The sequence below is a fragment of the Marinobacter nauticus genome, from assembly GCF_003634635.1.
GTDB classification, from domain to species: Bacteria; Pseudomonadota; Gammaproteobacteria; order Pseudomonadales; family Oleiphilaceae; genus Marinobacter; species Marinobacter nauticus.
In genome coordinates this window covers 1,062,370-1,076,586 of sequence record NZ_RBJB01000002.1, presented here as the reverse complement: position 1 = coordinate 1,076,586, position 14,217 = coordinate 1,062,370, and the positions used below count along the sequence as shown (strand labels likewise).

Here is a 14,217-nt window from a genome sequence, read left to right as displayed (position 1 = left end):
CCCGGGCTTTGTGTAGGGAATTCTGGTCGGGACGGTAGGATTTGAACCTACGACCCCTTGCACCCCATGTATGGATGGGAAGCGGGGTAGGGTGCTGAAATATATAGAAAAAGGGGAATTCTGGAAGGTCAGAAAATCGGGAAAACCGCCCCTTAAAAATCAAAATCTTACCTTGTTGTTTTGGTTCGAAATTCCGCCCGCTTTCCTTTCAAGCCCCTGCCAAAAATAGGGGTACCACCAAACCGCCAGCGTGCTATTTAACACCTTTTGACATGCAGTTTCTGACTGCATTGGCTAAGGTATCTCGATAAAGGAGGTTAGCATGCTCAAAAGGACGTTGCTTTTCATCGCGTTACTCTTCCCAGTAGTGGGCCAGGCCGCCATCTATCAGTGCAAGGTTGATGGCCAGACAATTTTCTCTGACGAACCTTGCGGTGATGACGCCAAGGAATTGGATCACGAACCGGCCCCCGCTATTGGGGGACGATTTGATACTGGTACCGACGTAGAGTTCTATGAGCCAGAACCCCGCCAGCGCTCCAGGCCTGAAGACCCCTGCCCATACATCAATTCTACTGACCTTCGACGATTAATCATCCAGAACAAGATTAAACGCGGAATGAAGCCGAATGATGTCAGGCGCTCGTGGGGAAGCCCTTCAAGCATTCTGACCGGCAGGCGAACACAGTGGGCTTACCACTACTCGGGAGGCTCCGCAAATTATGTGTACTTTGAGAATGGCTGCGTCGTGAATTGGAGTGGCTACTACCGCTGAGGAGCTAGATCAGCTCCGAATACTCTGGCAGATCCGGGGCCTCCCCAACGATCCGGCCGTCGTCGACCCAGGCTTTCGTACCGACTGCGACCGAGTCCCCAAGGACCCGAACCTTACCCCCGTCCCTGGTTGTGCCGATGCTGGTCCCGTCACTGTTCACGGCCGCGATCGTGATCGTGTACCTGGTCCGCTGCGGGAGCAGGCGCCGGAAGCGTAGAAACTTGTTTACTGTGGTCATGGACTGTCTCGTTTCAGGTCGAAAAAATCAACATCGGTCAGTAGTGGTGGCGCTCGAGCTTGAGGATCTGGACCGCCCGGCCGGATCCCGGGCGCGCGACCCGGACGCCAGTCGACAGGACCAGGGCCCGCCAGGAGTTGGCCGGGGTTCGGGTATCCTGGATCTCGCCCCACTGGCCAGGGATTACCAGGCCAGGAGCTCCGGAGGTCGGGATCGGGATCTCGATCGTTACGATCTCCTGGTCGCCGCCCTGGCCCAGGATCGAGGTCGCCTTCCCGCGGCATTGCTGCGTCGACAGGTTCAGGGCGTTGTAGTCGTCCGGAGCCCTCACGTCGCCGGCGGTACCGTACTTGACCGCGTCGACCGCGACGCCGGCGGAGATCCCGGAGACGTACACGCCGTTATAGGCCGGGTTTGGCTCCCATTGGCTGGACAGACCGAGGATCGTCGAGTCCGGGATCTGGAAGTCCAGGCGAGAGGCGTCGATCTGTGACCAGTACCAGGGCGCGCCCTCGCGGTACCGGTGGTAAGCGCGGAGCTCGGAGAGGCTCAAGGTCGGGACCAGGATCCCGCCGGCAGCCTTGACCAGCTCGTCGATAACCTCGATCGGTGTACTGTTCTCATACCCCCACACGCCGGCCGGGATGGTGTAGTCGGCAAGGGAAGTATCCCAGGTGACGGTAAAGCCGGTGTACTGCAGAACGTCCTGGATAACCTGGAGCGCGTTTGTCGGCGTCTCGATCTGCTTCGATTGCTTCGGGCTGTAGGGCGCCGCGAGGAGCTGCGTAAGGCTCGATCCGGTGATCCGGTAGGTTTCATCGGGGAACTTACGCTCGAGGCTGTACCGCTCAACCATAAAGCGCCATTTCTTGTTATTGACCATGGCCTCGACCTCGACCGGTCCGCTCGGGCCCGGCCGGATCTGGTCCATACTCTCCGGGTTCAGGATCCGGGCCGAGAGAGCCCACGAAAACGAATCGATATCGAGGCCGATCGAGAGATCCTCGAAGTCGAGCGGGATCCCCTCCGGTAACTTCTTGAGGCTTGAGGCATTCATAAACAGGTAACCCTCTTTGATTTCAGGATCCGGCGCCGGTGGCTTGGGCGGTAACGGCTCCTCCTGGCCATAGTCGAAATCGACCTCTGTCCCTTTCCGAGGCTTGGTGTCCCATGGGTGGCGCTCACGGTGGTCCCGGGGCTGGTTGCTGGTCCAGCCCTGCAGGTCTCGGCCGCCGTTGACCGGGCGGGTCGGATATACCGGCGGGAGGACCCGGCTCTCCTTGCTGAGATTGAAGTCCGTCACGGCCGCGCCGGGCACGTTGTAGGGCCTGGTCAGATTGAAATTAACGTCCGGTATGTAGCCGCCGAGAACGACGATCGGCTCCGGCTCCCAATACTTGGCGCTGTCGGCCTGCGGGTGCTTGTCTGTGGCGTCCTTGGGCGGAGGGACGTTGTAACCCTGGCTCGCTCGACCCTCGAGCGGCCGGATCGAACCGTCCCAGGCCTGAGCCGGCCCGCCGCGCACCTGGTCCTTGATCGGTACCGGATCCCATCCGGTTGCGTTTCGCCCTGTATCTTTCCGGGCGGCCGCGCCCCATGGCTGGAGCCCCTCGTCGATCGACTCGTCCTTAACGGCGACCTTGTCCCATTGTTGTGGCGCGCGCTCGTCGATCGTGCTCGAGGCCATGGCCGAGCGTAGCGCCCGCCTGACGGCCTTCTGTGCCGGCGTCATGGAGTAGCCGATCCCGGCGGAACTCGCCGGGGCGGATCCGGTCAGGCGGACCGCGAGCGTCGACGTAACCATGATCCCCGGCGGGATCGGGTACACGATCGGGAGCTCGCCGGAGTCCAGGAGGTTGAAGTTAACCGCCCGCGGATCCGTGGGCGGGACGTACCCCGAGCGCCCGAGGTTGAAGTCTGCCGACGTGGCCGACGGTACCAGGTAAGCCACGGCTTAAACCTTCGCCTTAACGCCGGCCGGGACGTCTAATCGACCGTCACTGCTGCGACCCCATAGAACGATGGTTCCGTCGGACTGAACCGCCCCCACATGCTCGTACCCTCCATCGATCATAACTACGTCGCCGAGTCCGGCCGGTGGTGAGCTTTCGCCGTAGTATCCCCCGCCCCATCCGACGACCTCGCCGGTATCGATCAAAGCAATACTATGGAAGCGGCCGCCGCCGAGATCGAGGACGCCGCCAAGCCCGGCAGGGACATTGCACTGACCCTGGGAGTTGTCTCCCCAGGCGTAGACCGTGCCATCCGATCCGAGGCCGAGTGAGTGCTCTGCGCCCGCTTTGACTAGAACCGCCTCGGTCAGGCCAGCCGGCACGGTCCGCTTTCCGTTGCCCGTGTCGCCCCAAGTGACGACCTGACCCTCCGAGGTCACTGCGAGGCCGTGGTCGTAGCCTCCCGAAGTCTGAGCAATGTCTGTTGCGCTAGTGGATCCGGACGTACTTCCCCAAGTTACGATTGTTCCGTCGTCGATTAGGGCTATGCCGCCGTAACCTGTAGAGGCGACGCCAATAACGCCAGTTAGACCAGGCGGCACGTTTTTCGCGTTGTTGCCTGAGTACCCCCAGGCCACGATAGTTCCGTCCGATTTGAGGGCGTATACGTTATAGAACGAGCAGGCAATCGCGACCACGTCTGTTAAGCCAGCGGGTACGTCGAGCTGCCCCCAATAGTTACTACCCCAACAAGCGACCGTTCCGTCCGGTTTCACACAAGCGGTGAAGGTCGCGCCCAGAGCGAGCGTTTTCCGGAAGTGCTGAATGTTAAGGCCGATCTCGATGATCTCCGGCTGTATCGGGCCGTGTGCCTCCGGGCGGTAGAACAAGGTCGGGCGAACGGCTGCGGTGCCGATCGCCTGGTCCTGGCTGGTATCGGTCGACCAGACCGGTTCCTCCGATGGTAGTGTCCCGGCCGTGGTGCATTCGTAGACGTGGCCGTTCGGGGTGCTCGGGTGGAGACGCTCGCCGAGCTCGATCGGAGCATTGGCCGCGAAGTCCTCGCCGTAGTCGTCGAAGGCCACGAGGAAAATTTCCCGCGGGAAGCCGTCCCGGAGGATGATCTCGTACTCGCCGGTGGTCTCGTCGCTGATAGTCTGCCCGAGCGGCTTAGATTCGGTTATCGAGCCGCCGTCCAGGTCAAAGGTCAGGCGCTCGAAACTAAAGGCCTTGAGCATTCGTTTGACCGGAACGTCCTCGATCTGCATAAGGCCGGCGACACGACTCCCGAGAGCGGAGTCCGGCTTATCCCAGGCGATGAACGTTTTTTCCGGCGGGTACTGGAAAGGCTCCTCAGTCTGCAGCGTCGCGCTTGCGCCGGTGCCGATCGAAGCGGCCGGGAAAAGCTCGGTATTGGCTGGAGCGTTCATTGTCTCCGTGTACTGGAGTGCGCCGTCCTTATAGATCTCGGCCGTCATATTGTCGAAATCGAGCAGGATCCCGTAAACGCCAGCTCCAGCCGCCCCGCTGGTGGCTCTGGTCCCTCCGCCCGCACCGTACTGATAGTAAAGCTCGCCTTCTGACCCTGCGTTCAGGTACCCCCAGGAGATCGCACTACCGCCGCCAAGCATCCCGGAGACGTCGGCCGCTGCGTCGGCTGCCCCGACCGATCCTGTTGTAATGTCAATCTCATAGTAACGCTTACCCTTGGATCGGCCGGCGAGACCTTTGATTCCGGCATAGGTACCGCCGCCGTCGCTGGTTGGCCGCGTAATCGTCTGGCCGTCCGGGCTGACCACAATGCCCAGGCCGGCCGTTGCTGCATCCCATCCTGAGCCCGCCATTAGTCAGCGTCCCCCCTGTTCTGCGTTGCGAAGCTGTCCTCGGTGGCCGTGGCCGGACCGGAAAGGATCGTCCGCGCGATCCAGAAAGGCGCCTGTGCCCCGTCGGTGTTGAACCGTACCGAGTTGCCCGCGCTCCAGCCGGTACCCCATCCAGCCTGACGAATCGTGAAATAAGGGGCGCCAGTCGCGGGGTTGACTGGGGAGGTGTCGGTAGAGGTGTTGCCCGTCGCGACAACGCCCACGGTCTCGCCGACGATCTCGTAACTGGTCGTATTGGTGAACCGTATCAACCAGCGTTCCTTAATTGAGCCCTGGTTCGTGATCTCGATCGGGTAGGCGACCTCGTTATATTTCGCGGTGGTGTCGTTGCCGATCCTGGAATCCGACCATTCCCCGGTCCAGCTCGCTTGATGGAACAGGTTGTATACGCGGGCCCTTAAATCGCCGTGAAGGACCGCCGAGGACAGGACCGCCTCACCGGCAGGGTAATCCTGCGAAAGCTGCGCATTGAAGCCCACAAGCCCGGAGACCTGGACATCCGTAATAAGGACCATGTCCTCGACCCGATCGTAAACCGTGAGCGGTGTTGTCAGGGCTTGGCCCTGGTCGTCCTGCAGGTTCAGCGGATCCGCCCAGGTCAGGGTACCGGCGACCCGATCGACGGTGTACGCGGCTTCATCCAGTACCAGGCCGTTATCACCCTTGACCCATACCTCCGCCTGGTGATCGCGGGTAAAGGTCAGCGTGGCGCCGGCGATCGGGCTGGCGACCTCGGTCTCGATCGTGTGGCTGAATACGCCCACGTCACCAGGGAGGAAGATCGGGACGCGGCCGTCGCTCGGGAGCCGTGTCGGATCCAGGCCCAGGAGCCCAGGATCCAGGGGAAGATAGCTGTAAGCGACGGCCGAATACTTGAGCGAGGTGGGAAAGATCGCCTCGGCCCACTCGATCGAGACGATCCCGGTCTCGTGATCGACGGATCCGGCCGTAATGGCCGTGTGCGTGATCGTGCCGTCCTGCGCCGCCTGTACGCTGACCTCCTCGCCGGACTCGGTGGTCGCGTTAATGATCAGCGAGCCCTGGCGAAGCGGGGATCCGGCGGTCCGGAACTTCGAGTAATAGCTCGTCCGCTCGCCCTTGAGGACCAGGCAACTAAGGATATTGGCGGCGGTCTGCAGGTTTTGAGACGCTGGCCAGTCGTTCAGCTCGACGATACCGGTCGAGTAGTCGATCGATCCGACATTGATCCCGCCGTCCGTGACCGGTGACCAGTCGGTAATGATGGATCCGGAGCGGTCCCGGTAGAGCTTGCCGGCGAACTGGAACAGGATCGAGCCAGGGACAACCGGCCGGGGCGTTCCAGGAACAAGGGCGATCTTGAGGCCGGGGATCGCGATCGTTTTCGTTTTCGCGGTGTCCGGGTCACTGGTGACGGTGTACTCGAAGGTGATATCGGTCGCGGTATTGTACTCCTCGGTGGCTGTTGAGCCGCCGGCTTTCCACTGGCGCGACAGGAATCCGGAGCCCTGCTCTAATTCCTGGTAGGTGTAGCTTTTCCGGAGGTCGAAATTGACCGTCCCGTTCACATAGTCGATCGTGCCGACCACCGCGCCGTCCCGGCGGAGGTTGCCGTTTCCGTCGTCGTGAGCGACCGCCTCGAGCTCGTACTTTCGGACGTCGTCGAAGCTGCCGGAATAGCTGTTGTAGTCGAGGCTTTCCTTGATCCGGAGAACCTTCGCCACGACAACCAGGGATCCCGGTGTAAGGTTCTGATTGGCCAGGGTCTTATTGATCGAGGCCTGTGTCGGCGTAACGCTGTCGGTCTTTTTCAGGGTCGCCGCCCACTCGTTATAGCTGATCGAGTAGTCCCCATCGGCCGGAGTGGGCGCCGGGTTCGGCCGGAAAAAGACGCGGCCGTTCCAGTAGCTAACCTCGCCGGATCCGTTGCCGGTCAGATTTCCGGCGCCGTCGTCGGTCAGGCTGTAAGTCGTGGCCCCGATCGCCCATTCAATGGTTAGGGTATTCGGTGTGATATTGCGCCGGGAGACGTACCCGCCGACTGCATAACCTACGCTTGCCATGGTTTCCCCTTAAATGCTGTCCGCGATGATGAACTCGACGACGTTGATCGGTGCGTCTGTGCTGCCGTCCTCGATATCGAATGAGAGATCATCCCCCCAGGAGTAGATAATCTCGGTACCGACGTCCGGAAGGCCGGCCATCGTGATACTGATCGTGCCGGTCGCGTAGTCGATCGTTCCGGTACCGTCGCCGGTGAGCGTTCCGTCCCCGCGATCGCGGAGCGTTGCCCAACGGCCGAGCGCCCGATACTCGACGATCAGGGTCCCGGGTGCGGGGATTGGTCGAGGCTGGAATACCCAGGTCAGGGAGCGGGTCTGTAGTGTGACCTCCTGCGACGCGGTGTAGCTCTGCTGAGAGAACGCCGCGCCAGGCAGGAAGGTTAGCGTAACCGGGTTGTACCGCCGGCTGCTGGTGTCGTACTTGATCCGGACAATGCCCTCGACGTAGTCGATCGAGGACTCGACCAGGTAGTCGCTACCACTGACGTGCGCGAGCTCGCCGCCGGCGTCCTCATAGGTGCCGTTGCTGCCGGTGATCTGCAGGGATCCGGGCACGATCGACCGGCCGGAGTAGTAGACCGCGTACCCGTCGCCGTCGAGGTTCACGTCGTCGGCATTAACCGAGATCGTGCTCGTCGACGCCGGAACGACCGGTATACGGCCTGGCCCGCCGCTGCGATCGGTGAGGGCGGTCTCCGACTGCGCACTCGGTACCAGGTGGTTATAGACCGACTCGACCTGGGCTGTCAGATCCCCAGGCGCCGCGCTGACGGCGAGTTTCTTCGCTCCGTAGTAACGGGCTGCGTCGGCGACCTGAGTTGATCGGACCGCGGCCGCGCCTCCCTGTTTGCCCGTCGGGTGTGGATCTGACCCCTCGAAGTCGTGCTCGAGCTGGTTCGCGAGCCGGATCTGTAGGGTCTGGAGCTCGAACTCCCGGAAATCGCTGTTGATCTGGATCGTAAAGGTCTGGATTGCGACCTCAACCTCGATAACACGGACGTATTGCTCGGTCTGCTCGTCGTCTGAAATCAAACAGTAGACCTCGCCGGTCTCCGGCGGTGTGGCGTCCTTACGCTGCAGGGCGGAGATAGCCCGCTGGCCCTGGAGCTGATCGCCCCATAGCCAGAAGTTGGCCTCGGTGGCCTTCACGACATAGGACTCGATCCGATCGCGCGCCGAGTCCCGGCGGTCGGTGTGGCTGCCGGTCTGGAATAGGGTAACGGCGACGCGCGGATCCACCGGGTTACGAAGTACGCATGTATGGGCGCCGAGGTAGGTGTCCTGGTTCGCCGATCGCACGGACAGATAGAGCTTTAGCATGTTGACCCGACCATACACGCGATCGAGACGGGACACGTCCGGCATGGTGTTGTTTACCGCGCCTTCCTCGACGATATCCGCGCCCATGCGGCCGCCGCCGTCCTCGGTGTCTGCCATTACCTGGCTCTTTGCCAGGACGATCTGATCGTTGGTAATCGTCATACTGCTACCTCGAAGCCTTTAATCTCGATGGTGAAGGGGTAATCTGGACCCTGAGCCGACCGCACGAGGCGTCCAACCTCGGAGGCAATGAAACCGTCTGGCCGCTCGAACAGGAATGAGTAGCTCGTTCCATCAATCGTGAGGGTGAAAACGTTGCCTGGGGTGTTGTAGAAGGCTTGGATTTGCTCCACAACCGACCGCTTAACCCACGAGGCGCCGTTACTCTTTAGAGTGAATGGCCGCCCCTTAGCCTTGACCCCCTGCTGCACTATCAGGGCACCGGTCAGGCTGTATTCTTTGATCTGCTCGACGGCAGACCACCCGAACTCATCTACCCATTGCAGATCAGGCGGGAGATCGATCGTTATCATTCCATTGGATATGCTCATTGCCATTACGCATTACTCCGATATCCGAGATCCTCAAGTACGTCCAGGAGATTGCTTTCCTCGGCCTCGGCTACTGAGACACTTGCACGGTTGCCGCTCGGGCCCTGTAGGACGATTGTCCGAGACGGCGGCGATGCAGCCGGTGTTGGTTTATTGAGATCGCGCCCCGCCCGCTGGCGCTCAATCTCTGCCAGCTGCTGATCACGCGCCCGATCGGCGGCCTCTTTCTCGCGGGCGTTCTGTTCTTCCCGGCGGTTCTTCTGTTCGATCTGGTAGATCTTTTCGAGGGTATCCAGGGACTGCTGGTAGTCGGCAGCGGCCGCATCGGCGCCAGCCTGCCGGGCCTGCTCCAGCTGCTCCTGCAAGCGCTTACGCTCGGATTCATACTGAATGCGCTGGGCTTCTTCAGTGTCACCCCGGATATCCGCCAAACGCTGACGCAGACTGTTGAGGGTGTTGTCTGCGGTGTCGGTGAGTGACTGTAGTTTCTGCTTGGCGGAGTCGATCGCACTTTGCAGGCCGCTGAGGCGCTGCTTGTCCAAAACATCGAAACGGGTGGCGGCGGTTTCGCTCAGGCCGTTGAGCTGGCTAAGGCTGAAGCTGCCGGATTCAATCTTTTCCTGCAGGTTCTCCATCGCTACGGCCTGGGCCCAGAACCGTTCTTCTGTCTCGGCGGCATGTAAGGCGGTGTCCGCAAACCAAGCCGCCAGACTGCTGGACATCAAGCGCCGTCGGGCAGATGCCAGCTCATCGGTACGCTGGCGGGCCCTCTCCAGTGATGCGGCGGCGTCTTCGCTCTGTTTCACAAACGCGTTGCCGCCGATCTTCATCTCGAACAGGTTTCGGGCAGCCACAGATAGAGCGGTTACCTGCTCTCTGGCCGTGGATATCGCTTTGGAGAAGGACGCTCCAAGGGTTTCCCGAAACTTCTCCCGTGCAGCCTCAGCTTCCTGCTTGGCCTTCCGGGTTTCATCTGCGAGGCGCTTTGTTTCATCGGCAGCTTTGCCGGCCTTTATAGCAATATCCTCAGCACTGGAGCTCGCGGCATCTCCAGATTCCTCCGCCTGAGCCCTCACCTCTCTCAGCGCATCACGTAGACCGAGTTGGGCGGCTTCCACTTCCAGGGCCCGGATCTTGGCTTTGTCGCCAGAATCTATAATGGCTTGAGCGTAGGCTTGAAAAGCTTCGGAAAGTTCACGTTTTGTGGCTTTTCCGCTTGCCAGAATGGTTTCAAAGTCTTGCTTGGCAGTTTCCGCCGCTTTGTTCAAAGCGGCTTGGCTCTCTATACCAAGCGTTTCGTAGGCCTCCGCCAAATCCTTGGCTTTCTGCCTTGCTTTGGTCGTTTCATCCCCAGCTTTACGGACGGCAGTTTCAACATTCTCAGCCAGTGTGGTCAGGGTGCCGATTCCTTTCTCGGTTTTCTCCTGGAGCTTTGTCCCTGCGTCAGCCGCGCCATCGAAGGCATCAACCACACCTTTCCCAGCCTCGACTGCTTGGCGGCCATACTCTGCAGTCTGTTGGCCCAGATCCATTACCGACTGACGCGCAGCTTCGGCTTTCGATCTAATGTTGTTCAGGGTTTCATCGCTGACGAGGCCGGCCTTATTCATAGCAACAGCCAGGCCCTCCGCGATGCTGAGAACGGTGGCAAAGCTACCAGCCACCAGCGTGGACCAAGCTGCAACGATGGTCTGCAATCCGCGAAATATAGCAACGGCTCCGTTGGCACCAGCCTGAATGGTGTCCCAGAGTTTGCCGAAACCGGCGGATATGCTGTCAGCATTCTCCACCAGCTTGGTCGCCATATCGGCGCCCCAGGTAGTGATGCGCCTGAACATGTCGATCAGCTTTTCACCGGTTTCGTTTTGATCGAAAAGCTTGACGACTTTATCCGTTGCATCGGCAACAGCCGGTGCCAGCTCCGCGCCAATTCGGCGGGTGAGGCCCTGAATTTTTATGGTAATGGAGTTGTAGATGTCATTGGCGCGAAGGAGCTTGTCGAGCTCTTCCTCGGAATATATTGCTCCTGATTGCGCAGCTTCCGCGGCAATGGCTCTCAGCCCTGCAGCGTTGTCCTCGAGGAGAGGCTGCAGTTGACTGGCATCGCTACCGAGTTTTTCCAGAAGGGCAACCTGCTCGGCCTTCGGCAGGCTTTCGATAGCCTCGGCAAACTTGAGCATTTGCTCATCCGGGGCTAGACCTTCAAAGTCCTCGATTTGGAGATTAAGGCGCTCCATCACCTGGGCTGCCTCGCCACCTCCGTTGGCGGCGAACTCGCCCAGCCGCTCCGTCACGCTGCGGAGAATATCGGTGACCTTTTCACCTGTAAGACCAACGCGCTCACCAGCAACCTGCCAGACCTGCAGGGCTTCACGGTTTACGCCAATGGCGTTGCTGGTGTTGGTGATCTCGTCGGCAAGGGACGCCTGGCTACGGGAGAAAACAGTTAGCGTGGCAGCTGATGCACCGATACTGGCGACCAGGGCAGCGGCGCCGGCGGCCACGGTTTTAATGCCTGCACCGAGTTTTGAAATCAGACCAGATGACCGCTCGGCTTCGTCGCCCAGCTCTTCGGTACCCTCGGCGGCTTCTTTTGCAGCCTGCTCCTGACGATCGAGCTGCACGTTGACGCCGGTGAGGTCTGAACGCAGACGCATGGCAGACTGCTGAACGTCATCCTGAGCCTGGTCGAGGTTGTCCATGTTCACGCCGGCGGCTTTGAGTTGCGGCGTCAGGCGGTCGAGGGAATCCCTGTTTCTACGCCAGGCAACTTGGGCGCCTTCGGCAGACTTCTCTGCCTTCTCCAGCTCCCGGGCCATGGCCTTGGTGGGCTTCTCTGTAGCCTCGAAGGTTTCTTTGAGTTGCTGCAGCTCGTACTCGGCTTCCTGCCAGTTATCTTTCAGGCGATCGCTTTGTTCGCTGAGCTTCTTGAACTGCTCAATGTTGCGTTCGGTTTTGGTGAGCTTTTCGAGGGCAGTCGTAAGTTCGTCGCTGCGCTCTTGCAGTTTGCCAACGCTGTCCGCTGCCGTTTTGGTGGCAGGGGTCATTAAGTCCTTGCCTTTCAGGACAAGGTTGATGATCGAGTCTTTCAGCGCCATGTCAGTCTCAGCAGAACAGCAAGGGGAGGGGGAGTGGTGGGGCCGGGTGGCCCCACCGGTTGGTCAGGCTTTTACGCTGCAGCTGCGGCGCGGGTGAAGAACTTGGATTTGCCAGCAGCCTGGATGGTTTCATCCGCCAGCACTTCACCTTCAATGGTGAAGGTTGCGAAGCTGTCGGAGATCAGACCAAGGCCAGAGGTTGGCGACGGCTTCCAGCGGTGTACCTTGACGGTAACCGGCTTTCCGGTCGCGTCGTTGATACCATCCAGCACCACGCGCACTTCCTGACCGGAGTCGATCAGAGCCTGCAGAACGTTGGTGCCCTGGTTGTCGTAGCTCACTTTCAACGTTTCGCCGTCAGTGATATTGCCGCCAGACAGGATCTTCAGGCCGGCAGCGGTAACCTCGTAGTCGGTACCTGCAACGTAAGTGGTCTGGTCTGTCTCATCCTTCACGGTTACGGTGTTGGCAGTATCGGAAAGGTCGATCATCTTGGATGTCTCAGCCAAACCGCCAGCAACCGCCACAACCGACTCATCGGCAACCTGACCCGCCGCTACGCTTTCAACGACACCGCGAAGCGCCAGCGCCAGGTTGGCGTTACTGAAGTTGGCCAGTTCCATAGACAGATTCACGGCACTTACGGTGGTCACAGAGGCAAAGTTGCCGCCGCCGCCCCGATAGTTCCGCTGGGTTTGGGTTTCCTGCTCGATCGCAAAGTTCACGTTGGAGCAGTTGCCGACATCGCGGCCGTTGATGTAGACGATACCGGAGCCGATATACGCCTCGTTGATTTGCTCAGCCATGGGTCGATCCTCTTATTTCGTGGGGTCGGTGAGATGTTCTGTCCAGTCAATGGCGAGCAGGACAGAGACAGAACAGGAACGGGAACCGTCTTCGGGCGGGTCGATGACTCGCCCCAGGTATTGCACTTGCACAAGCAGCCCCGGATTAGTTCGGCTTTCCAGGGCCGGAAACAGGGATTTCTGAATGTCAGCCAGTAGCAGGTGGGCATCATCGAGCGGGTTGATCGGGTCAGCCTGCACCCAGCCCTCCACGGTGATGTTCAGGCGGTTTTGAACCTGGTGCACCCCCGCCCGCTTAACCACTTCCTCTTCACCTTCGTGGATAATGATCAAGGGGAAGGTTTCGTTGGTGCTGATCCGGCGGCGGCCTCGGCTTATTCGGGTACCGGCGTCGGTGTTGTAGTCGGGCCTCTGGATTTGCTCGAGCGCCCCTTGAACGGCCTTCACCACTCTCAGGGATTTGGGGTCTGCCATGGTCACGCTCTCTGGTTGATTTGGTCTTCAAGCTTCTCTTCAAAGATTTCGGCGAGCCGGGCCGCGTAGGTCTCCATCTTTCGATCGTCGTCTCTGACGTACTTGAACGCGGCTGCGATGCTTACGCCGTGGGCCAACATTGGCCGGCGTGATCGGCCGCGACTGGTGATCGTTTTCAGGGGAATGGGGCGGTCGGACTCCGGGTTGATAAAGCCGGCTGCCACCTTCCAGCCGCCAAACCATCGGATCAGAACCCGAGCCCGCGTAGGGTGTCCGGCAGGCTCTGGACGCCAGGTGTATTCGGTAATGGGTAGGCCCTGGCTGTCCGGGATAATCCGGGCCTCGCTGGTGGCACGCTTGGCACGGCTCACGCGGATGCCCTGGCGAACCAGCTTTTTCTTCAGGCTGGTGCCGGCGCTGATCTCATCCACAAAGCTCCGTTTGAACTCGGTGGCGGCGGCGTTCAGGGCGTTACGTTGAGCCCGCTCGGTTTCATCCGGCAGGGCGCCCAATAGTTCAGCCAGTCGGTCGGCGCCTTGGGTTTGCAGGGTGTAACTCATGCCGTGTACGCCGTAACTTGTCCGTGGCCCGAATCTTCCGCCAGCCCGGTCAGCACATACTCGCGGCCGGACACTGTGATCTTGTCACCGGGCTGCCAGTTGGCCGGCACTTGATAACTCGGCACTTCTATCCGATACCGGAAGTCCATCAGCTGGCCATTCATGCCGATGTATGGGGTGTTCACAGCAACGTGGGCCAGCACATTAATTTCTGTGCCGTCCTTCTGGGTGTAGGTGCCTGGAGTGCCAAGCAGGCGGGTGCAGGTGATATGCAGGTCACGACCGCGGGCAAGGTGATCGCCGGCCGCTTCGACCACCAGCACGTACCCCTTACCCGAAAGAAATAGCCCGGGGCGGATGCCCGGGCGCGGCCGGATAATGACCTTGGTTGAACCCGATTCGCGGAGCCCCTTGGCCTCACCTGATTCAGTGGGAGGGCGAACGTCGGCCCAGACTTTGCCGACTTCTACCCCAGCATCCAGAATGCTCAAGCGTGTTCTCAGGTGGCCCGCTCGCAT

11 protein-coding genes are annotated in these 14,217 nt (G+C 60.4%); 1 reads left to right on the top strand and 10 read right to left on the bottom strand.

Translation table 11 applies throughout. The features are described from left to right. Positions 1-322: 322 nt before the first annotated feature. Complete coding sequence (locus C7436_RS05330) at positions 323-775, top strand: DUF4124 domain-containing protein (RefSeq protein WP_121206936.1); 453 nt, start codon at positions 323-325, stop codon at positions 773-775. Positions 776-1,050: 275 nt separating this feature from the next. On the opposite strand, the gene C7436_RS05320 is transcribed toward C7436_RS05330, so the two are convergent. The 10 genes from C7436_RS05320 to C7436_RS05275 all read right to left on the bottom strand — a co-directional run bounded on the left by C7436_RS05320 (position 1,051) and on the right by C7436_RS05275 (position 14,217). Further along, positions 1,051-2,964, bottom strand: a complete 1,914-nt coding sequence (locus C7436_RS05320; protein ID WP_121206934.1) for a hypothetical protein — start codon at positions 2,962-2,964, stop codon at positions 1,051-1,053. Between the two features lie 3 nt (positions 2,965-2,967). Then, on the bottom strand, positions 2,968-4,809 hold the full coding sequence (locus C7436_RS05315) for an RCC1 domain-containing protein (RefSeq protein WP_121206933.1): 1,842 nt from the start codon (positions 4,807-4,809) through the stop codon (positions 2,968-2,970). Next, entirely contained in the window at positions 4,809-6,890 is a 2,082-nt protein-coding gene (locus C7436_RS05310; RefSeq protein WP_121206932.1) for a hypothetical protein, read from the bottom strand. Before C7436_RS05310 ends, C7436_RS05315 begins: the two co-directional genes overlap by 1 nt. A 9-nt stretch (positions 6,891-6,899) precedes the next feature. Continuing rightward, positions 6,900-8,372, bottom strand: a complete 1,473-nt coding sequence (locus C7436_RS05305) for a hypothetical protein (RefSeq protein WP_121206931.1) — start codon at positions 8,370-8,372, stop codon at positions 6,900-6,902. Next, complete coding sequence (locus C7436_RS05300; RefSeq protein ID WP_121206930.1) at positions 8,369-8,767, bottom strand: hypothetical protein; 399 nt, start codon at positions 8,765-8,767, stop codon at positions 8,369-8,371. Before C7436_RS05300 ends, C7436_RS05305 begins: the two co-directional genes overlap by 4 nt. Next, a complete protein-coding gene (locus C7436_RS05295) occupies positions 8,767-11,859 on the bottom strand; it encodes a hypothetical protein (RefSeq protein ID WP_121206929.1) in 3,093 nt (1,030 codons plus the stop codon). The genes C7436_RS05300 and C7436_RS05295 overlap by 1 nt, the downstream gene beginning before the upstream one ends. Positions 11,860-11,930: 71 nt before the next feature. Then, positions 11,931-12,665, bottom strand: coding sequence for a phage tail tube protein (locus C7436_RS05290; RefSeq protein WP_121206928.1), 735 nt, complete (start codon positions 12,663-12,665; stop codon positions 11,931-11,933). 12 nt (positions 12,666-12,677) lie between these two features. After that, complete coding sequence (locus C7436_RS05285; protein ID WP_121206927.1) at positions 12,678-13,139, bottom strand: hypothetical protein; 462 nt, start codon at positions 13,137-13,139, stop codon at positions 12,678-12,680. Positions 13,140-13,141: 2 nt separating this feature from the next. Further along, complete coding sequence (locus C7436_RS05280; protein WP_121206926.1) at positions 13,142-13,699, bottom strand: HK97 gp10 family phage protein; 558 nt, start codon at positions 13,697-13,699, stop codon at positions 13,142-13,144. Next, complete coding sequence (locus tag C7436_RS05275) at positions 13,696-14,217, bottom strand: head-tail adaptor protein (protein ID WP_121206925.1); 522 nt, start codon at positions 14,215-14,217, stop codon at positions 13,696-13,698. Before C7436_RS05275 ends, C7436_RS05280 begins: the two co-directional genes overlap by 4 nt.